The sequence below is a fragment of the Streptomyces flaveus genome, from assembly GCF_014647675.1.
Lineage (GTDB): Bacteria > Actinomycetota > Actinomycetes > Streptomycetales > Streptomycetaceae > Streptomyces > Streptomyces flaveus.
This window is the reverse complement of the sequence record NZ_BMPQ01000001.1, coordinates 753959-773416: the sequence shown is the minus strand read 5'-3', so window position 1 is coordinate 773416 and position 19458 is coordinate 753959. Positions and strand designations below refer to the sequence as shown.

The 19458-nt window shown below is 68.2% G+C and carries 16 protein-coding genes and 1 other RNA gene; 9 read left to right on the top strand and 8 right to left on the bottom strand.

What is annotated here, in order from left to right:
- Positions 1–303 precede the first annotated feature (303 nt).
- Entirely contained in the window at positions 304–495 is a 192-nt protein-coding gene (locus IEZ21_RS03300; protein WP_189320334.1) for a hypothetical protein, read from the bottom strand.
- A gap of 259 nt (positions 496–754) precedes the next feature.
- Here IEZ21_RS03300 and ftsE point away from each other — a divergent pair, with 259 nt between their 5' ends.
- The 5 genes from ftsE to ssrA all read left to right on the top strand — a co-directional run bounded on the left by ftsE (position 755) and on the right by ssrA (position 4700).
- Positions 755–1444, top strand: coding sequence for a cell division ATP-binding protein FtsE (ftsE, locus tag IEZ21_RS03295; RefSeq protein WP_033328283.1), 690 nt, complete (start codon positions 755–757; stop codon positions 1442–1444).
- A gap of 52 nt (positions 1445–1496) precedes the next feature.
- On the top strand, positions 1497–2414 hold the full coding sequence (gene ftsX / locus IEZ21_RS03290; protein WP_033328285.1) for a permease-like cell division protein FtsX: 918 nt from the start codon (positions 1497–1499) through the stop codon (positions 2412–2414).
- 68 nt (positions 2415–2482) lie between these two features.
- Positions 2483–3688, top strand: coding sequence for a S41 family peptidase (locus IEZ21_RS03285; RefSeq protein WP_189320333.1), 1206 nt, complete (start codon positions 2483–2485; stop codon positions 3686–3688).
- Between the two features lie 18 nt (positions 3689–3706).
- Positions 3707–4186, top strand: coding sequence for an SsrA-binding protein SmpB (gene smpB / locus IEZ21_RS03280; RefSeq protein ID WP_033328289.1), 480 nt, complete (start codon positions 3707–3709; stop codon positions 4184–4186).
- 125 nt (positions 4187–4311) lie between these two features.
- Positions 4312–4700, top strand: a transfer-messenger RNA (tmRNA) gene (gene ssrA, locus IEZ21_RS03275).
- A 193-nt stretch (positions 4701–4893) separates the two neighbouring features.
- Here the strand turns inward: ssrA and IEZ21_RS03270 are convergent.
- The 7 genes from IEZ21_RS03270 to IEZ21_RS03240 form a co-directional block, all read right to left on the bottom strand.
- On the bottom strand, positions 4894–5898 hold the full coding sequence (locus IEZ21_RS03270; RefSeq protein ID WP_189320332.1) for a LacI family DNA-binding transcriptional regulator: 1005 nt from the start codon (positions 5896–5898) through the stop codon (positions 4894–4896).
- Positions 5892–8180, bottom strand: a complete 2289-nt coding sequence (yicI, locus tag IEZ21_RS03265) for an alpha-xylosidase (protein WP_189320331.1) — start codon at positions 8178–8180, stop codon at positions 5892–5894. Before yicI ends, IEZ21_RS03270 begins: the two co-directional genes overlap by 7 nt.
- Before the next feature lie 11 nt (positions 8181–8191).
- The gene (locus IEZ21_RS03260; protein WP_033328294.1) at positions 8192–9016 is read right to left on the bottom strand and encodes a carbohydrate ABC transporter permease; all 825 of its coding nucleotides are present in this window, start codon (positions 9014–9016) and stop codon (positions 8192–8194) included.
- Positions 9013–9978: a carbohydrate ABC transporter permease gene (locus IEZ21_RS03255; protein WP_189320330.1), complete on the bottom strand. Its 966-nt coding sequence runs from the start codon at positions 9976–9978 to the stop codon at positions 9013–9015. Before IEZ21_RS03255 ends, IEZ21_RS03260 begins: the two co-directional genes overlap by 4 nt.
- On the bottom strand, positions 9975–11270 hold the full coding sequence (locus tag IEZ21_RS03250) for an extracellular solute-binding protein (protein WP_189320329.1): 1296 nt from the start codon (positions 11268–11270) through the stop codon (positions 9975–9977). The genes IEZ21_RS03255 and IEZ21_RS03250 overlap by 4 nt, the downstream gene beginning before the upstream one ends.
- 192 nt (positions 11271–11462) lie before the next feature.
- Positions 11463–11975, bottom strand: a complete 513-nt coding sequence (locus IEZ21_RS03245; protein ID WP_189320328.1) for a GNAT family N-acetyltransferase — start codon at positions 11973–11975, stop codon at positions 11463–11465.
- Positions 11976–11980: 5 nt separating this feature from the next.
- Positions 11981–13267, bottom strand: a complete 1287-nt coding sequence (locus IEZ21_RS03240) for an MFS transporter (protein WP_373302160.1) — start codon at positions 13265–13267, stop codon at positions 11981–11983.
- 83 nt (positions 13268–13350) lie between these two features.
- On the opposite strand from IEZ21_RS03240, the gene IEZ21_RS03235 reads away from it, so the two are divergent.
- From IEZ21_RS03235 to IEZ21_RS03220, 4 genes are all read left to right on the top strand, one after another.
- Positions 13351–14340 carry a LysR family transcriptional regulator gene (locus tag IEZ21_RS03235; protein WP_189320327.1) on the top strand — a complete coding sequence of 330 codons (990 nt, stop codon included), beginning with the start codon at positions 13351–13353 and terminating at the stop codon, positions 14338–14340.
- 294 nt (positions 14341–14634) lie between these two features.
- A complete protein-coding gene (locus IEZ21_RS47315) occupies positions 14635–15567 on the top strand; it encodes a hypothetical protein (RefSeq protein ID WP_246567233.1) in 933 nt (310 codons plus the stop codon).
- Positions 15567–17777, top strand: a complete 2211-nt coding sequence (locus tag IEZ21_RS03225; protein ID WP_189320326.1) for a bifunctional polysaccharide deacetylase/glycosyltransferase family 2 protein — start codon at positions 15567–15569, stop codon at positions 17775–17777. The genes IEZ21_RS47315 and IEZ21_RS03225 overlap by 1 nt, the downstream gene beginning before the upstream one ends.
- Positions 17778–17941: 164 nt before the next feature.
- Positions 17942–19300 (top strand): acyltransferase family protein, encoded by a 1359-nt coding sequence (locus tag IEZ21_RS03220; protein WP_189320393.1) that lies wholly within the window; start codon positions 17942–17944, stop codon positions 19298–19300.
- The last annotated feature ends 158 nt before the right edge of the window (positions 19301–19458 follow it).

The following is a 19458-nucleotide window of genomic DNA, read 5'->3' as shown; positions in this document are numbered from 1 at the left end:
AGTCGGCAGAGCAACTCCGGGCCTTCGTCGACAAGGTGCTCGCCGCGACCGGCGCCGCCGAGACCACCTTCCTGCTGGTCGGTGCGGCCACGATGATCGCCGGCGGTATCGGCTTCCGTATGCTGCCGCGCCTCATGAACGGCCGCGGCGCCGCCGCCTGACGCATGTCAGGGGCTGACCTGCCGTAGGCGTACGCACGCGAGAAGGGCCCGGAGTCCAGGATCATGGACTCCGGGCCCTTCTCGTCGTACACGTAATGCCCGTGCACCTGACGTCCGTGCACGTGATGCCTCGCCGCTTCTCCTACGCGGTCTGGTGCGCCAGCAGGGCCATGGCCGCGATCAGCACGGCCAGCAGCGCGATCAGCGCCATGGGGTTCAGGCCCGCGAACGGGCTCTCCTGCTGCAGCCGCTCCCTGTTCGCACGGCAGACAGGGCAACGGCCTTCGTTCACGGGCGCGGCACAGTTCGCGCACACCAACCGGTCGTACGTCATGCGCTCGCCCTCCTTGCACCGGTTCCACGTAGATAACGCTCTCAACGCTCTCAGGAACGAGAACGTTCCCCCACCACTGTGCCAGGTTCCCCGGATTTAGGCTCGCGTCCCCTTATCCTTCGCGGTCCTGGCGCATTCGAGCCCTTCCCATGTGTGACAAAACGTGCAACCCTCGCGCAACCCTGACCGGCGACTGCGCCCGCCCACCGGGTTCGCGTATGGTCACGCTCACCTACCCCCGCTGACTCGTGGTGCATCCGTGATCCGATTCGACAACGTCTCCAAGGTCTACCCAAAGCAGACCCGCCCCGCACTCAGGGATGTCTCCCTGGAGGTCGAACGAGGCGAGTTCGTGTTCCTGGTGGGCTCCTCCGGCTCCGGAAAGTCCACCTTCCTGCGGCTGATCCTCCGTGAGGAGCGCACCAGTCATGGCCAGGTCCACGTCCTGGGCAAGGACCTCGCGCGCCTGTCCAACTGGAAAGTGCCGCACATGCGCCGCCAGTTGGGAACGGTGTTCCAGGACTTCCGGCTGCTGCCGAACAAGACGGTCGGCGAGAACGTCGCGTTCGCGCAGGAGGTCATCGGCAAGTCCCGCGGCGAGATCCGTAAGTCCGTGCCCCAGGTGCTCGATCTCGTCGGGCTCGGCGGCAAGGAGGACCGGATGCCGGGCGAACTCTCCGGTGGTGAGCAGCAGCGCGTCGCCATCGCGCGCGCCTTCGTCAACCGGCCGAAGCTGCTCATCGCCGACGAGCCGACCGGAAACCTCGACCCGCAGACCTCCGTCGGCATCATGAAGCTGCTCGACCGCATCAACCGGACGGGCACCACCGTCCTGATGGCGACCCACGACCAGAACATCGTGGACCAGATGCGCAAGCGCGTCATCGAGCTGGAGCAGGGCCGCCTCGTCCGCGACCAGGCACGCGGCGTCTACGGCTACCAGCACTGACCGCTGACCGCCCCCACCCGCAGCTGTCCATGGAAAGGCCTGAGTAGACGCCATGCGCGCCCAGTTCGTCCTGTCGGAGATCGGCGTCGGTCTCCGCCGCAACCTGACGATGACCTTCGCGGTCATCGTCTCCGTGGCCCTCTCCCTCGCCCTGTTCGGCGGTTCGCTCCTGATGAGCGATCAGGTCAACAACATGAAGGGCTACTGGTACGACAAGGTCAACGTCTCGATCTTCCTCTGCAACAAGAGCGACGCGGAGTCCGACCCCAACTGTGCCAAGGGAGCGGTCACCACCGAGCAGAAGAAGCAGATCGAGACCGACCTGGACAAGATGTCCGTCGTCGACACCGTCGCGCACGAGACCTCGGACCAGGCGTACAAGCACTACAAGGAGCAGTTCGGCGACTCCCCGCTGGCCAGCTCGCTCACCCCGGACCAGATGCAGGAATCCTTCCGTATCAAGCTGAAGGACCCGGAGAAGTACCAGGTCATCGCCACCGCCTTCGACGGCCGTGACGGCGTGCAGTCCGTGCAGGACCAGAAAGGCATCCTGGACAACCTCTTCGAGCTGCTCAACGGCATGAACTGGGCGGCCCGCGCGGTGATGGCGATGATGCTCGTCGTCGCGCTGATGCTGATCGTCAACACGGTGCGCGTCTCGGCGTTCAGCCGCCGCCGGGAGACCGGCATCATGCGTCTCGTGGGCGCCTCCGGCTTCTACATCCAGGCGCCGTTCATCATGGAGGCCGCCGTCGCCGGACTCATCGGCGGGACGGTCGCGTGCGGGTTCCTGGTGATCGCCAGATACTTCATCATCGATCACGGACTCGCCCTGTCGGAGAAGCTGACTCTGATCAACTTCGTCGGCTGGGACGCGGTGCTGAAGTATCTGCCGCTCATCCTCGCCACAAGTCTGCTGATGCCCGCGCTGGCCGCGTTCTTCGCGTTGCGCAAGTACCTGAAGGTGTGACGCATACCAATGAGGGCCGTACTGCCAACGAGGCGTACGGCCCTTTGCCTTGTCCTAGACTCACCGGCATGTCAGGCCGAGACCTGTTCTGTCCGCCCCGCCGTATCCGCCGCGGGGCGGCCCTGACGTTGGTCTTCGCGAGCATCCTCGCCACAGGAGCCGCGACCGGCTCTTTCGACGCCCCCGACCGGAAATCCCCTTCCCAGGCCACCGGCACCGAGTCCGTCGGCTCTGTCGGACACGACAAGGCCGGCAACAGCAAGGCTGACAACGACAAGGACGTCGCCGATGCCGCCGCCGAGGCGATGGCCGACGGCGAGTCGCCCGTGGAGGCGGCCGAGCGCGCCGTGAGCCGCAGCGGCGACCGCTGGGGCGCGGTGTACTCCCCGGGGGAGTACGAGGAGTTCGAGGAGGCCCTCGACGGCGCGTACACCGGCGTCGGCCTGTGGGCCCGGCGCGAGCGCGACGGACGTATCGAAGTGGCCGGCGTGCGGGAGGGCTCGCCCGCGGACGCCGCCGGGATCCGCAAGGGCGACCGGCTGCGCAGCGTCGACGGCAAGCGTGTCGACGGCCGGCCGGTGACGGAGGTCGTCGCGTTACTCCGCGGCGACGCCACCGACGCCGCCGCCGGTACGGCCGTCTCCCTGGGCCTGGAGCGCGGCACGCGCGCGTGGACCGAGACAGTGCGCCGGGCGCGGCTGTCCACGGAGCCCGTGACGGTACGCGAGCTCGCCGCCGACGTCACCGTCATCAATGTCGCCGCCTTCACCAAGGGCTCCGGCGAACTCGTCCGGAACGCCGTGACCAGGGCCCCTTCCGGCGCCCGTATCGTCCTAGACCTGCGCGGCAACTCCGGCGGCCTGGTCGCCGAGGCCGTCACCGCCGCCTCCGCCTTCCTCGACGGCGGCCTCGTGGCGACGTACGACGTACGCGGCGAGCAGCGCGCCCTGCACGCCGAGCCGGGCGGCGACACCTCCAGACCCCTGGTCGCGCTCGTCGACGGCGGCACGATGAGCGCGGCCGAGCTCCTCACGGGAGCCCTGCAGGACCGTGGACGCGCGGTCGTCGTGGGCTCCAGGACCTTCGGCAAGGGCTCGGTCCAGATGCCGAGCCGACTCCCCGACGGCTCCGTCGCCGAGCTGACCGTCGGGCACTACCGCACTCCCTCCGGGCGCAGCGTCGACGGCAGCGGCATCACCCCCGACCTGGAGGTCGAGGAAGGCGTCCTGGAACGGGCCGAGACGGTATTGAGTGGCCTCGGGGCCCCCTCGTAGTGCGAAAATGGCCGCACTATGGCTAAGGAAAAAGGGCGCAAGATCATCGCGCAGAACAAGAAGGCGCGGCACGACTACCACATCCTCGACACCTACGAGGCCGGTCTGGTCCTCATGGGCACCGAGGTGAAGTCCCTGCGCCAGGGCCGTGCGTCGCTGGTCGACGGGTTCGTGTCCCTGGAGGGGCACGAGGCGTGGCTCTACAACGTGCACGTCCCCGAGTACACCCAGGGCACGTGGACCAACCACAGCGCCCGACGCAAGCGCAAGCTCCTGATGCACCGCGAGGAGATCGACAAGCTGGAGCAGAAATCCCAGGAGACGGGCCACACCATCGTGCCCCTCGCGCTCTACTTCAAGGACGGCCGCGCCAAGATCGAGATCGCGCTGGCGAAGGGCAAGAAGGAGTACGACAAGCGCCAGACCCTGCGCGAGAAGCAGGACCGCCGGGAGACGGAGCGCGCGGTGTCGGCGGTACGGCGGCGGCAGCGGGCGTAAGCGCTCGCGGCTCCCCGGACCCTCGGGAATAGGTTGGCACGGACGTGCGTTGGTCACGTACGATGGCAACTGCACCCCACAGTGGGTGCGCGCCCCTCTCCGGAGGGGGTTTGAAAAATCAACATGGGGATGATCGGTTTCGACAGCGGATGTCGAAGCAGGGGAAGCGAGCCGAGGAAGCGGCAATGATCTCGTTAACCATATGTCGCAACCAATAATCGCCAACACTAAGCGCGATTCCCAGTCCTTCGCCCTCGCTGCCTAATAAGCAGTGAGTGAAGGACCCTTAATGGGTGTCAGCCCGGGAGTGTTCCCGACCCGGATCCTGGCATAATCTAGGGAACTAAACCGTCGAGCTCGGTCACGGGGCTCGATGGGAAATCAAACAGTGACTGAGCCCGTCGGAGACTTGTTCGCGAGATCTCCGGGGCTGAGAAAATCACAGCGAACTGCGCTCGGAGAAGCCCTGGTTCTGCACCGTTGGACGCGGGTTCGATTCCCGCCATCTCCACAAGCTGGAGGGTGGACTGTGCTCGCAGACAGCGCGAGCACAGTCCACCTCGTCGTATTTCTGGGGGCATGACCCCCAGACCCCCTCATCGTCTGAGGGGCACGCCCCCAGACCGCCTCATCCCATGTGAGACGAAGGCCCGGTGGTCATGACGACCACCGGGCCTTCGTCGTGCCTCGGGCCCAGCGAGGCCTCTTCAGGGCCGCCGCCCCGTGCTCTCCCGCACCGTCAGCCGCGGCGGCAGCAGCGTCGCCTCCGGCGCGGACGCGCCGCCCAGCTTCTTCATCAGGAGCTCGACCGCTCCTGTGCCCACCTCGGCGGACGGTATGGCGACCGAGGTGACGGGGACGCGGACGCGGGCGGCCAGCTCGTCCGGGCAGATCGCGGTGACGGAGAGGTCGCCGGGCACGCGCAGGCCGAGCTGCTCGAAGGCGTCGATGAGGGGTTCGACGACCGGCTCGTTGTGGACGACGACTCCCGTCAACGCCGGGCGCTCGCGCAGGAGTTGCTCGGCGACCTGGCGGGCCGCCGCGGGCTCCGCCTCGCACGGGTGCACCGAGGAGGACAGCCCGTGCCGGTCCGCCGCCGCGGTGAAGCCCCGTACGACCCGCTGGGCGAAGCCCGTCTCCCGTACGTACACCTCGGGCGGCGAGCCCACGAGTGCGATCACCCGGTGGCCGAGGCCCGCCAGATGCTCGACGCACACCTCGCCCGCCGCCTGGAAGTCCAGGTCGATGCAGGTGAGCCCGTCGGGCTCGGCGGGGAATCCGATCAGTACCGAGGGCCGGTCCAGGGCGCGCAGCAACGGCAGCCGCCGGTCGTGGAGCTGGACGTCCATCACGATGAGCGCGTCCACGAGCGCCGTGTCCGCGACCCGCCGCAGCCCGTCCTCGCCCTCCTCCTGGGTGAGCAGCAGCACGTCGTGATCGTGCCGGCGCGCCGTCGTCACCACGGACACCGCGAACTGCATCACCACCGGCACATGGATACCCGCCCGCAACGGCACCACCAGCGCGAGCACGTTGGACCGGCTGCTGGCCAGCGCCCGCGCGCCCGCGTGCGGCCGGTAGCCCAGTTCGCGGATGCTGTCCTCGATCCGCTGCCGGGTCTCCTCCGAGATCGGGCGCTTGCCGCTCAGCGCGTACGACACGGTGCTGGGGGAGACCCCCGCGTGCCGCGCCACGTCGGTGATCTTCACCATGCTCCGTCCTGTTTCGGAGAGTCCGCTCCCAGCGAGTTCAGTTCCAGCGACAGGAATCCGGTCCCGGCCTTCGCCCGCACTGTCCGTCCGCCCGCGGTCAGTCCCCAGGGCGCCGAGGGATCGCTCGACGAGGCCCGCAGCGTGTCCCCTTCGCGTACGACCGTGAAGGTCACGCCGTCCACCGGCACCGTGACCTGTGCGCCGCGTTCCAGGCCGTACGCGTGCAGGGTGACCCCGTCCGCGTACGGGTAGTCGGGCCGGTCCTCGACGGCACCGACCGGAATCACCGCACCCGGCCTGACAAGGAGCGGAACGCTCGAGAACCCGTGCTTCTCGCGCACCCAGCGCGGCCCGGTGACCGTCTGCCCGCTGAGGAAGTGGGTCCAGGTGCCCTCGGGCACGTAGTACGACACCTCGCCCTCGTCGGAGAACACGGGCGCGACCAGCAGATCGGGCCCGAGCATGTACTGCCGCTCCAGATGGGCGCACCCGGGATCGTCAGGGAACTCCAGGACCATCGCCCGCATCATCGGCACCCCCTCCGCGTGGGCGGCGCGGGCAGCCTCGTACAGATACGGCATGAGGCGGAGCTTCAGCCTGGTGAACAGCCGCAGGACGTCGACGGCCTCCTCGTCGAACAGCCACGGCACGCGGTACGACGACGAGCCGTGCAGCCGGCTGTGCGAGGACAGCAGGCCGAAGGCGAGCCACCGTTTGAAGAGGGCGGGTGTCGGCGTGCCCTCGAAGCCGCCGATGTCGTGGCTCCAGTAGCCGAAGCCGGACAGGCCGAGGGAGAGGCCGCCGCGCAGCGACTCGGCCATCGACTCGTACGTCGCCTCGCAGTCGCCGCCCCAGTGGACGGGGAACTTCTGGCTGCCGGCGGTCGCCGACCGTGCGAAGACGACGGCTTCGGACTCTCCTCGGTGCTTGCGCAGCACGTCGAAGACGGTGCGGTTGTAGAGGTACGTGTAGTAGTTGTGCATCCGCTCCGGGTCGCCGCCGTCCGCGTACGCCACGTCGACCGGGACCCGCTCGCCGAAGTCGGTCTTGAAGCAGTCGACGCCCTGCGCGAGCAGTGCCTCCAGTTTCGAGGCGTACCAGTCGCGGGCGGCCGGGCTCGTGAAGTCGACCAGTGCCATGCCTGGTTGCCACAGGTCCCACTGCCAGACGCTGCCGTCCGGTTTCTTCAGCAGATGGCCGAGGGCCTTGCCCTCCGCGAAGAGCGGCGAGCGCTGCGCGATGTACGGGTTGATCCATACGGAGATGTGCAGTCCGCGTTCCTTGAGCCGCTTGAGCATGCCCTCCGGGTCGGGGAAGACCCGCGGATCCCACTGGAAGTCGCACCAGTTGAACTCGCGCATCCAGAAGCAGTCGAAGTGGAAGACGGAAAGGGGGAGTTCGCGTTCCCGCATGCCCTCGATGAAGGAGGTGACGGTGGCCTCGTCGTACGAGGTGGTGAAGGACGTCGACAGCCACAGCCCGAACGACCAGGCGGGCGGCAGGGCCGGGCGGCCGGTGAGTGCCGTGTACTTGCGGAGGATGTCCTTGGGTGTCGGGCCGTAGATGACGTAGTACGTCAACTGCTGTGTTTCGGCGCTGAATTGAACCCGGGACACCGTCTCCGAGCCCACCTCGAACGACACCCGCCCCGGATGGTCGACGAAGACGCCGTAGCCCGCGTCCGTCAGATAGAACGGGACGTTCTTGTACGCCTGTTCCGTGGCCGTGCCGCCGTCGGCGTTCCACATGTCGACGACCTGGCCGTTCTTGACCAGCGGCCCGAAGCGCTCGCCGAGGCCGAAGACGTTCGTGCCCACGCCGAGGTTCAGCTGTTCCCGCAGATAGTGGCCGCCTTCGGCGTCCCGCATGATGCCCATGCCCTTGCGGCCGCTGCTGGTGAGGGTGCGGCCGTCGGCGAGGAAGTCGATGTGCCAGGGGCCGTCGCGGGAGACCTTGACGGACAGGGCGCCCGCGGTGAGGGTCGCGTACTCGTCGTCGTACGAGGCGACCGCCGCGAACTCTTCCTTGCTCACCTCGAATTGAGGGCCGCGCGGCTCCTCGCCCTCGAAGTGGGTGAACGTCACGCCGATGACGTCGGGCATCGGCGCATGCGCGCTGATCGTCACGACCGGTCCCTTCAGCAGGTCGCCGCGGTGGCGGATGGGCTGGGTCGGCGCGTGGATCTCCAACGTGCCCTGCTCGGCGGCGACATCGAGGACCTCGACCGGATGGGCCGCGGTCACCCCCTCGCGCAGCAGCCAGTAGCCGTCGCTGAACTTCACGGGCACACCCCTTACTTGACCGCTCCCACGGCGATGCCGCGGGTGAGCGTCCGCTGGAAGACGAGGAAGAAGACGATGGCGGGCAGTACGCCGAGCAGGGCGGCGGCGTTCGTCATCGTGGCGTCCATCAGGCGCTGGCCCTGGAGCACACCGAGCGCGACCGACACGGTCTGGTTGTCGTTGGAGATCAACATGACCAGCGGCAGCAGGAACTCGTTCCAGGTCCAGATGAAGAAGAGGACGAGCAGTACGCCGATGGTCGGCCGGCTGACGGGGACGACGATTCGCCACAGGACCTGCCACTTGTTCGCCCCGTCGATCCGGGCGGCCTCGATGATCTCGCGCGGGAACTGTCCGAGAATCGACGACAGCAGATACGTACCGAAGGCCGCCTGGATCACCGTGAACACGATGATCACGCTCAACCGGGTGTCGTAGATGCCGGCTTCCTTGCTCAGGTAGTAGATCGGGTAGACCAGCGCCTCCTGCGGCAGCATGTTCGCGAGCACGAAGAACGCCAGCACCCAGGTGCGGCCCTTGATCCGGCCGATGCCGATCGCGTACGCGTTGAGGACGGACAGCACGGCGGCCCCTACGGCCACACTGCCGCTGATCAGGACCGAGTTGACGAGCTTCTGCCCGAAGTCGACGCGCTCCCAGAAGTCCTTCAGGCCGTCGAGATAGAGGCCTTCGGGAAGGCTGAGGGGGCCGTTCGCCGAGTACTCGGCCGGTGACTTCACCGCGTTGACCGTGACGATCACGAACGGCAGCACCATGAAGGCGGCGGCGATGACGAGGGCGACGAGGACGGGATAGCGGCGTATGGCTGTCGTCATCGGATGAGCCCTTCCTCGGCGTCCTCCGCGCGGGTCTGGAGCTTGAGGCCGACCAGGGCCAGCGCCAGGATGATCACGGTCAGTACGGTCGAGATCGCGGCGCCGTAGCCCACCTGCGTCTTCTCGAAGAACGTGGTGAAGGAGAAGTACGACGGCACATTGGTCTCCCCGCCAGGACCGCCCTTGGTGAGCACGTACACCGCGCCGAAGACCTTGAGCGCGGCGATCGTGCACCAGAGGAGGACGACGTAGATCTCGGGGCGGATCTGCGGCAGCGTGATGTGCCAGAACCGCCGCCACCATCCGGCGCCGTCCAGCTCGGCGGCCTCGTACAACTGCGGGTCCACGCGCTGGAGTCCGGACATGAAGACGACCAGCGGGAAGCCGATCTGCACCCAGACCATGACGCCCATGACGCTGTAGAGCGCGAAGTCGGGGTCGCCGAGCCAGTCCTGCTGGAAGCTCTCGAGACCGACGGCCTTCAGGAGCTCGTTCAGCGAACCGTTCTCCGGAGCCAGGATCCAGCTCCACACGATGCCCGCGACCGCGATCGGCAGCACCTGCGGGAGGTAGAAGCAGGCGCGCAGCACGGCGGCCGTCTTCGTCCCGAAGTGCTTGCCGACGAAGTCGAACAGGGCGGCGGCGAGGACGAGTCCGATGACCGTCGGTACGGCCGCCATGGCGACGACCATGAAGAGGCTGTGCCGGAACGAGGCCCAGAACTCGCTGTCGTCCATCAGCTCGCGGTAGTTGGCGAGCCCGGACCACTCCGGGGAGCCCACGCCCTGCCAGTCGGTGAAGCTCACCCCCGTGTTCATCAGGAACGGCACGACGACGACCGCGAGGAAGGCGAGCACTCCGGGGAGCAGGAACAGGGCGTACGAGTCACGGGGGCGGCGCGGGTGCCTGGTCCCGGAGTGCTTTTCGACGACCCGCCCGCCCCGTTCGACGGTCACCGTCATTGCTTCGGTACGTCCTTGTCGTAGGCCTCCTGAAGCGCCGTGAGGTAGTCGTCCGGCGACGCGCTGCCCGTGATCAGCTTCTGTGTCTCGGAGACGAGGACGTCGTAGAAGCCGGGGACGGGCCAGTCGGGATAGAAGGCCAGACCGTCCTTCTGGGTCAGCGAGTCGAAGTTGCTGATCAGCGTCTTGGCCTGCGGGTCCGTGATGGCGGATGTGTCGGCGGCGACCGGTACGCCGCCCTTGTTGCCGAGCAGGTTCTGGATCTTCTCCGACATGGTGATGTCGATGAAGTCGTACGCCAGTTCCTTGTTCTTGGCGCCCTTGGGGACGACCCAGAGGTTGCCGCCGGAGCCGAGGGTCATCTCGGAGCCCGGCCACAGGAAGGTGCCCCAGTCGAACTTGTTCTCCGCGACGAAGCGGCCGTACCACCAACTGCCGGAGAACAGGATGGGATTCTTGCCGCCGATGAAGGCGGTGCCCGCGTCCTCGGCCTTCGCGCTGGTGGAGTCCTTGCTGATGTAGCCCTTCTTCACCCAGTCCGCGAAGGTCTCCGCGCCGTACGTCCAGGCGGCGTCGTGGAAGTCCGTCTTGCCCTTGTAGAGCTCGAACCTGTCGACCCAGGCGCGGTCCGCCTTGGTGAGCGCGAGCTGGTAGAGATACTGGTGGGCTATGTACTCGGCACCGGAGTTGGCGAGCGGGGTGACGCCCTCGTCGACGAACTTGTCCATGGCGGCGGTGAGTTCGTCGAGGGTGGTGGGTTCCGCGATGCCGTGCTTCTTGAAGAGGTCCTTGTTGTAGAACACCATCGCGTACTCGGCGTAGTTGGGAATCCCGTACCAGTTGCCGGAACCCATCACGCCGTCGGCGCTGTACTGGCTGGTGGTGCGCACGCCGGCACTGAGCTTCTTGTCCCAGCCGCGCTTGGTGGCCTCGCCGGTGAGATCGGTGAGGAGCCCCTGCTTGGAGAGGAGGCCGGTCGTCGCGTTGCCCTTGTTGTACTCCATGACATCGGGGGCGTCGTCCGAGTTGAGGACCATCGGGGCCGTCTTCTGGATCTGCTCGAAGCCCTTCTCCTCGAACTCCACCTTGACGCCCGGATGCGTCCTCTCGAACTCCTTGATGGCCTCGGCCCAGGCCACGCCCATCGCGCTGTTCGGTGCTTCGTAGTGCCACAGCTTCAGCGTCTTCCCATCGGAAGACCCACTGTCCGAGTCGCCGCAGGAGGCCAGCAGCAGGGCTCCGCTCAGAGCCGCCGCGGCCACCGCCACCACACGCCTTCGTGCCGTCAACATCCAGTGCCTCCAGGGGAGTCGGATGGGTATCGGGACATCACGCAGCGTTCATCGAATCGCTTCGACACGTGATGTCGAAGCGCTTCGACGAGGGAAGGTATGTGGGGGCTGCGGGCGCGTCAATGGGGTGGGCGTGGATTGGCGTGAAGTGGGGGTGGCGTTCGGTCGTCAGCCTCTTCCTCTTCTTCCTCTTCAGCCTCTGCCGAGATCCATCCGCCAGTCGTTCGACATGATCCAGTGGCCCTTCGGGTACTCGAACTCGGCCTCACCCAGCAGCTCGAACCCGGCCCGACGGCATACCGCGTTCGACGCGGGATGGTCCACGCTCGGAAACGCATGCAGGTACTGATGCTCCCGGAGAGCCCGCGCCGCTTCGGCGACCGCACGGGCAGCCTTCGCCGCGAGCCCCCGCCCCTGGAACTCGGGCAACACGGCCCACCCCGTCTCCCACACCGCCCTGCCGTGCCACACCCGCTCCCAGAAGCCGATCGAGCCCACCGTCTCTCCGGTGTCCGCCAGCGTGACCCGGTACATCTGCCCCCGATCGGGGCCGAGGTAGCGCTGATGCCGCGAGGCAAGCTTCTCCTCGCTCTCGGGGCCGCCCAAGTGCGCCGTCATCTCAGGGCTGTTGGTCCTCTGGAGCAGCCAGAAGTCGTCTTCCGACCAGGGCTCAAGGCGGACCTGGCCCGCGTCCGTGATGTCCATGGTGGTCACCCTAGGACGAGGGTCTGACAATCCCGTCGCCTCGTCATGAGCGCGATCAGCAGAGCGACCGCAGCCGCCGCGACCGGGACCCCGTACCCAGCGGCGGCCGACACCCGCTCCACAACCCACCCACCGACCGCCGAACCACACGCGATCCCGCCCAGCAACCCCGTCACCGCCAGCGTCATCCCCTCGTTCAACCGGCCCTCGGGCGTGCGGTGCTGGACCAGCGTCATGGCCGTGACCATCGTCGGAGCCGTCGCCATCCCGGCCACCAGCAGCGCACCGGCGAGGACCACCAGCGACCCCGTGAGCGTGGCGGCCAGCAGAGGGCCCGACATGAGGACGGCCATCGTGGCGAGGCTCCACGGATAGCGCCGCTCGGCCGGTCCCGCCGGCTTCAGCACCCCGTACAGCAGGCCGGCCGCGCCCGAACCGGCCGCCTGGAGCGCGAGGATCACACCCGCCGCCGACCTGTTCCCGTGTGCATCAGCGAACGCGATCGTGACCACCTCCATCGACCCGAAGACGGCGCCGGTGGCGAGGAACCCGATCAGCAGAGGGGGCATGCCGGGTGCGCGCAGCGGGGATTTCGCGGTCGTACGAGGACGACCCCGCACCGGTGGCTCCGTGGCTCGCTGGGCGGCGAAGACCAGTACGCCCGTCAGCATCAGCACCACCCCGACCAGCGTGCCCGCCTCCGGGAAGAACGTCCCGCACAGGAACGCGGCCAGCACCGGCCCGAGCATGAAACACAGCTCGTCCGCGGCCTGTTCGAAGGAGTTCGCGGTGTGCAGGCCCGCCGGATCGCCCTTCAGCAGATGGGCCCAGCGAGCCCGCGACATGCCTCCGGTGTTGGGCGTCGTGGCCGTCGCGGCGTACGCGGCGAAGAGCGTCCAGTCGGGCGCCCCGTAACGCACGCAGAGCAGCAGCGCGAGCGAGCCCAGCGCCGCGATCGCCGTCGCGGGCACGGCGATCCGCGCCTGCCCGTAACGGTCGACAAGGCGCGCCGTCCAGGGCGCGACGACGGCCGTCGTCGCCAGTCCGGTCGCCGTCACGGCGCCGGCAAGGGCGTACGAATCCCGCGTTCCCGCGATCATGATGACGGCGCTGATACTGAACATGCCCATGGGGAGGCGAGCGATCAGGTTCCCGATCGTGAACGCACGGGTGCCGGGGATGGTGAAGAGACGGAGATAGGGGTTGCGGGGCCGGGGCTCTGGTTCCGGCTGTGGCTGCGCGGGAGCGTCCGTACATATCTCGGGACGTGTCTCGGGTGGCTGTTGCGGCATGAATCAACCGTCGCCGCTGCCCTGACCAGCGGTCCAACACCTACTCCGTACCGATTGACGCATCTGAGTTGTAAGTTCGCCGGATGCCGTCTTCCCCTGGTCCCGGTGCGGTCGACCCCCGACTCCTCCGCGCCTTCCTCACCGTCGCCGAGGAGCTCCACTTCACCCGCGCCGCCGCCCGGCTGTACGTCGCCCAGCAAGCCCTGAGCCGTGATGTCCGGCGCCTGGAACGGGAGTTGAAGGCGGACCTTTTCGTACGCAATACGCGGCGGGTCGCGCTCACCGCCGACGGTGAGCGGCTGCTCCCGTACGCGCGCCGCGTGCTGGAGGCACAGGACGCGCTGCTCGCCGAGTTCGGGCGGGCCGCGGACGCCGAACGCCCCCTGCTCGTGGATGTGAACAGCCCGGGTCTGGTCGGCGAGCGCATCCTGCCGCGGGCCCGCGAACTCGCCCCCGACTGCGAGCTGATGGCCCGCTTCGAGAGCGGCCTCACCGGCGCCGCGGCCGAACTGCTCGCCGGCCGGCTCGACGCGTCCTTCGGCCGGTTCGCGGGCCTGGACCCGGCGATCCGCGAACGCCTGGAGCAGCAGCCCGTACGGTACGAGCCGATGGCGATCGTGCTGCCCGAGGGGCATCGGCTCGCTGACCTGGACGTTGTCCCGCTGGACGCGCTGGCGGGTGAGCGCGTGTACGCCGGTGCCGGAAACCCCCGTACGCCGGAGTGGACCGACCTGGCCCGGCAGCTCTTCGAGGGGCGCGGCATCGAAATCGCGCCGCCCGCGCCGCTCGCCGTAGGGGCCCAGGAGTTCCAGCGGGTCATGGCCAAGTGGCGGAACCCCGTCCTGGTGGTGGTGGATTTTCCGGCCATGCCCAAATCGATACAGAGGCCTCTCGTCGATCCCGTACCCCTGTCGCCTGTGTCACTCGTGTGGAAAAAAGGGCTGCTGCACCCGGCGATGGAGGCGCTCCGTGCCGCTGCCTCGGAGCTGGCGGAGGCGGAGGGGTGGCTCCGGCGGCCGGCCGATGGGTGGATTCCGGCCACGGATGAGCGCATCATGACGCAACGCACCTGACACGTGGACCGCACACAACTCCCACGTGCGATACATTCATGGGCCGGGTGCAGTGTGGTAATAGGGGGGCGCCTGGATCGGGTGGGGACTCGATCCGGACAAACAGGTACGTAGTGCCCGGACTCGTACGCGCCCGATCAGTTCCGTAGGGGGACGTACGTGCGCGTGGAAAAGTGGCGGGAAAACGCCCAACTGGCTGGAGGGCATACCGACCGGCCGAACAGAGGCGGAGCCGATCCGTCGACCCGTGTAGATGCGGGGGATTCGTTTCATGATGGTTCTGGCGATATATCCATGCCCAAACAGCGAGACAGCCGAGACGGCGACGACAGCGACAACGACCGTCACATAGGCGATGAGCAGGACAGCGGCGACGGCTGGCCCTCAGGCGACAGCCGAGACATAGGCGAGACCCGGCAGTTCGCCCCGCCACCCGTTCCGGAGTTCGAGCATGCTCATGACCCGGACGAGGTCACGGTCCAGCTCGACGTCGCCGGCGCGCACCTGGAGGACTGGCTGGTCCAGCAGGCCAAGAGGCCTCGGGGTGCGCAGGGCGTCCAGGAGGGTACGGACGGCCCGGTCTTCGTCGACGAGACGGGCCGACGCAGCCGCAGATACCGCCGTATCGGCATGGCCGTCGGCATCGCCTGCGCGGTGTACGCCGTCGTCATCGTCGCCACGCTGCTGTCGGGCAACTCCAGCGCGCCCTGGCTCCCGGTGCCGGGCAAGGAGGACAAGCCGGCCAGCAGGGTCGAATCCCCGACGCTGCCGCCCGCGTCCCCGGAACCGTCCGACACGGCGAACCCCGGCTCCGGGCTGAACCCGACGGTCGACCCCGGTACGCCCTCGGTACCGGGCGTCGACCCCTTGCCGAGTACATCGGCCAGCCCCTCGGAGTCGGACGAGCCCACCGAGCCCAAGCCCTCGGACCCTGCCACGGAGCCGGACCCGACCGACGACCCGCCGGCCGAGCCCGACCCCACCGACGACCCCACCGTTGAGCCCACGACACCGACTCCGGACCCGGACCCGGTGCCGAGCGAGGACCCCCCGGCCGATCCCCCGGCAGAGGGTGACCCCGTCGCCGGCGCGCCGCCGGCGGGCGGCGTGAACCCCGTGGACCCGATCGGCGTCATCGACGTCGAGCCGATCGGCGTGATCGACGTCGATCCGGTCGATGTCATCGAGCAGCCCCCCGCCCCGTCTTCCCCGGAGATCATCCTCTGATGGCATCTCGCTCCAGCCGTCGCACCAAGGCCTCCGGCGCAGTACGTCGTCGTCGCCTGCCCATGCGCTACCTGCTGCCCTCGCTCATCCTCGTCGCCCTGATGGCGATGCTGATGCTGCGCGGCTTCGTCCACAGCGAGATCCTCGCGGACTACCGCATCAATTCCCCCGCGGCGTCCGACCGGGTCCCGGAGGAGGTCCTGAAGGGCGGCCCGGTCATCGACACCCGTCGTGACGGCACCGAGAGCCGGGACGTACTGGAGCGTCGTATGGTCCTCACCTTCGACGACGGTCCGCACCCCGAGTGGACACCCCAGATCCTCGACGTGCTGAAGAAGCACGACGCGCACGCGGTGTTCTTCATCACCGGCACCATGGCCTCGCGCTATCCGGACCTCGTCCAGCGCATGGTCGACGAGGGCCACGAGATCGGCCTGCACACCTTCAACCACCCCGACCTCTCCCTCCAGTCCAAGCGCCGCATCGACTGGGAGCTCTCCCAGAACCAGCTGGCGCTCGCGGGCGCGGCGGGCATCCGTTCCTCGCTCTTCAGGCCGCCGTACTCCTCCTCCGCCGGCGCCATGGACAACAAGACCTGGCCGGTCACCGAGTACATCGGAAGCCAGGGCTACATCACCATCGTCAACAACGCCGACAGCGAGGACTGGCGCAGGCCCGGCGTCGACGAGATCATCCGCAACGCCACGCCCAAGGGCGGCAAGGGCGCGATCGTCCTGATGCACGACTCCGGTGGCGACCGCTCGCAGACCGTCACCGCGCTCGACAAGTTCCTGCCCCAGATGAAGGACAAGGGCTACCGGTTCGAGAACCTCACCAAGGCTCTCGGCGCACAGAGCGCCCACACCAAGGTCACCGGCCTCGAGCTGTGGAAGGGCAAGGCGTGGGTGTACGCGGTCCAGGCCTCGGAGAAGATCACCAGCGTCCTCGTCGTCGGCCTCGCGATCATCGGTGTCCTGGTCTTCGTCCGCTTCGGCCTGATGCTCCTGCTCTCCGTCGTCCACGCCCGCCGGGTACGCCGCAAGGACTTCCGCTGGGGCCCCCGCGGACCGATCACCGAACCGGTGTCGGTGCTGGTCCCCGCGTACAACGAAGCCAAGTGCATCGAGAACACGGTGCGTTCGCTGATGGCCAGCGAGCATCCCATCGAGGTCATCGTCATCGACGACGGTTCGAGCGACGGCACGGCCCGCATCGTGGAGGGCCTGCGCCTGCCGAACGTACGCGTCGTGCGCCAGCTCAACGCGGGCAAGCCCGCCGCGCTCAACCGCGGTATCGCCAACGCCCGTTACGACCTCATCGTGATGATGGACGGCGACACGGTCTTCGAACCGGCGACGGTGGGCGAACTCGTCCAGCCCTTCGCCGACCCGAGCGTGGGCGCGGTGGCCGGCAACGCGAAGGTCGGCAACAAGGACTCCCTCATCGGAGCCTGGCAGCACATCGAGTACGTGATGGGCTTCAACCTCGACCGCCGTATGTACGACATCCTGAACTGCATGCCGACCATCCCGGGCGCGGTCGGAGCCTTCCGGCGCTCCGCCCTGGAACGCGTCGGCGGCATGAGCGACGACACGCTCGCCGAGGACACGGACATCACGATGGCGATGCACCGCGACGGCTGGCGCGTCGTGTACGCGGAGAACGCCCGCGCCTGGACCGAAGCACCGGAATCCGTCCAGCAGCTGTGGTCCCAGCGCTACCGCTGGTCGTACGGCACGATGCAGGCGATCTGGAAGCACCGCCGCTCGATCATCGAGAAGGGCCCCTCAGGCCGCTTCGGCCGCGTGGGCATGCCGCTGGTCTCCCTGTTCATGGTGGTGGCACCGCTGCTGGCCCCCCTGATCGACGTGTTCCTCCTGTACGGCCTCGTCTTCGGCCCCACCGGAAAGACGATCGGCGCCTGGCTGGGCGTCCTGGCCATCCAGGCGGTCTGCGCGGCGTACGCCTTTCGCCTCGACCGCGAACGCATGACCCATCTCATCTCGCTGCCGTTGCAGCAGCTCCTCTACCGCCAGCTCATGTACGTCGTCCTCCTCCAGTCCTGGATCACCGCCCTCACCGGCGGCCGGCTGCGCTGGCAGAAGCTGCGGCGCACGGGGGTGGTGGGGTCGGCGCCGGGCGGCTCGGCTCCTGGTGCGGTGCCCGGGCAGCGGGCGGCGCGTGGGGATGAGCGGAGGCCGGTGGGATGACGCAGGGGTACAGAGAAGGGGCGGACACGGGGGAGGGCACGGGGGCGGGTGCGTCGCCGTACGAGAACTCGTACTGGACGTCGTATGAGGAGACGTACGGGCAGCCGAACGGGGAGATGCCCGGGCGGTCGTACGGGGAGACACCCGGACAGTCGTACGGGGAGATGCCCGGGCAGTCGTACGGGAATGGGTACGTTCCGCACGCTCCCCAGGCCCAGGCCACGCAGGCGGTTCCGCAGCAGAGGTGGGAGGAGACGCAGCCTCTGCGGGAGGTGCCGGAGGCGGCAGCGGTACTGGCCGCCGAGGCCCCGTCCGATACCAGGACCAAGGCATCGACCAAACCGTCGCCGACCCGTCCGGGCCGTGACCGCTATCTCGATCTTCTCCGCTCCATCGCCCTGGTCCGCGTGGTCGTCTACCACATCTTCGGCTGGGCCTGGCTGACGGTTGTCTTCCCGTCGATGGGCGTGATGTTCGCGCTGGCGGGCGCCCTGATGGCGCGCTCGCTGAGCCGCCCGGCGTGGGGTGTGATCCGCGGCCGTGTCCGCCGACTGCTGCCGCCGCTCTGGGCGTTCAGCGCGGTCGTGCTCGCGATGATGTTCGTGGGCGGCTGGAACCCGTCCAAGGACGACGGCGGCCTGGGCTGGCTGGGCCTGGTCAACTACGTCATCCCGATCGGCGCCCCGCCCTACCCGTGGCAGATCGGCTCCGAGTCGGGCGTGCTGGAACAGACTTGGGCGGAGCAGGCAGCGGGCCCGCTCTGGTACCTGCGCGCGTACCTCTGGTTCGTGATCGCCTCCCCGCTGCTGCTGTGGGCGTTCCGCCGGGTCCCGTGGGCAACACTGTTGGCCCCGCTGGCGCTGACGGCGGTGGTAGGCACGGGACTTGTGGAGATCCCCGGCGAAACGGGCAACGCGGTAACGGACTTCGCGGTCTACGGCAGCTGCTGGATCCTGGGCATGGCCCACCAGGAGGGCGTACTGAAGAAGATCCCGCGCTACGCGGTGGTCTCCGTCGCCTCCCTCCTGATGGCCTTCGGCCTGTGGTGGGCCTCGGGCCACCTGGGCCCCGACGGCTGGAACCTGAACGACATCCCCCTGGCCCAGGCCACCTGGTCCCTGGGCTTCGTCGCGATCCTGCTCCAGTACTCCCCGTCCTGGCAGACCCTTCCGGGCCGCCTGGCCCGCTGGGACAGGCTGATCACGCTCTCCAACAACCGCGCAGTGACGATCTACCTCTGGCACAACCTGCTGATCATGGCGACGGTCCCTCTCCTGGACCGCTTCTACGAACTTCCCTTCATGGACGATTCCTTGAGCGACGCCCTGACCACGACGTACACCCTCTGGATGTTCGTCCTGGTATGGCCGTTGATCGGCCTGATGATCGTGGGCGTGGGGTGGGTCGAGGACTTGGCGGCGAAGCGGGCGCCTCGGCTTTGGCCGGATGGGGCGAAGAAGGGCGGGAGTCGGGGGCGGTCGGGGTCTGGATCTGGGTCGCGAGGGCGGGCCCGGGCGCGGTAGCTGCGGCTATGCGAGGACCGCGGTGGCTTCGACCTCGACCAGGAGGTCCGGTTCTCCTAGTGCGGCAACGCCCAAACGATGCCGGCGGTCGGTTGAGCGGGGGTGGGGACGGATCGTCCCGGCCGGGTCTGTCTCTCCTCTCGTGATCAGAGAGACAG

What these genes read in the sequence shown, in the direction of transcription:
- IEZ21_RS03300 (WP_189320334.1), bottom strand. Translation starts at nt 495, where the DNA reads ATGACGTACGACCGGTTGGTGTGCGCGAACTGTGCCGCGCCCGTGAAC.
- IEZ21_RS03245 (WP_189320328.1), bottom strand. Translation starts at nt 11,975, where the DNA reads ATGGACATCACGGACGCGGGCCAGGTCCGCCTTGAGCCCTGGTCGGAA.
- IEZ21_RS03240 (WP_373302160.1), bottom strand. Translation starts at nt 13,267, where the DNA reads ATGCCGCAACAGCCACCCGAGACACGTCCCGAGATATGTACGGACGCT.
- IEZ21_RS03250 (WP_189320329.1), bottom strand. Translation starts at nt 11,270, where the DNA reads ATGTTGACGGCACGAAGGCGTGTGGTGGCGGTGGCCGCGGCGGCTCTG.
- IEZ21_RS03260 (WP_033328294.1), bottom strand. Translation starts at nt 9,016, where the DNA reads ATGACGACAGCCATACGCCGCTATCCCGTCCTCGTCGCCCTCGTCATC.
- IEZ21_RS03255 (WP_189320330.1), bottom strand. Translation starts at nt 9,978, where the DNA reads ATGACGGTGACCGTCGAACGGGGCGGGCGGGTCGTCGAAAAGCACTCC.
- IEZ21_RS03220 (WP_189320393.1), top strand. Translation starts at nt 17,942, where the DNA reads ATGCCCGGGCAGTCGTACGGGAATGGGTACGTTCCGCACGCTCCCCAG.
- IEZ21_RS03225 (WP_189320326.1), top strand. Translation starts at nt 15,567, where the DNA reads ATGGCATCTCGCTCCAGCCGTCGCACCAAGGCCTCCGGCGCAGTACGT.
- smpB (WP_033328289.1), top strand. Translation starts at nt 3,707, where the DNA reads ATGGCTAAGGAAAAAGGGCGCAAGATCATCGCGCAGAACAAGAAGGCG.
- IEZ21_RS03270 (WP_189320332.1), bottom strand. Translation starts at nt 5,898, where the DNA reads ATGGTGAAGATCACCGACGTGGCGCGGCACGCGGGGGTCTCCCCCAGC.
- IEZ21_RS03285 (WP_189320333.1), top strand. Translation starts at nt 2,483, where the DNA reads ATGTCAGGCCGAGACCTGTTCTGTCCGCCCCGCCGTATCCGCCGCGGG.
- ftsX (WP_033328285.1), top strand. Translation starts at nt 1,497, where the DNA reads ATGCGCGCCCAGTTCGTCCTGTCGGAGATCGGCGTCGGTCTCCGCCGC.
- IEZ21_RS03235 (WP_189320327.1), top strand. Translation starts at nt 13,351, where the DNA reads ATGCCGTCTTCCCCTGGTCCCGGTGCGGTCGACCCCCGACTCCTCCGC.
- IEZ21_RS47315 (WP_246567233.1), top strand. Translation starts at nt 14,635, where the DNA reads ATGCCCAAACAGCGAGACAGCCGAGACGGCGACGACAGCGACAACGAC.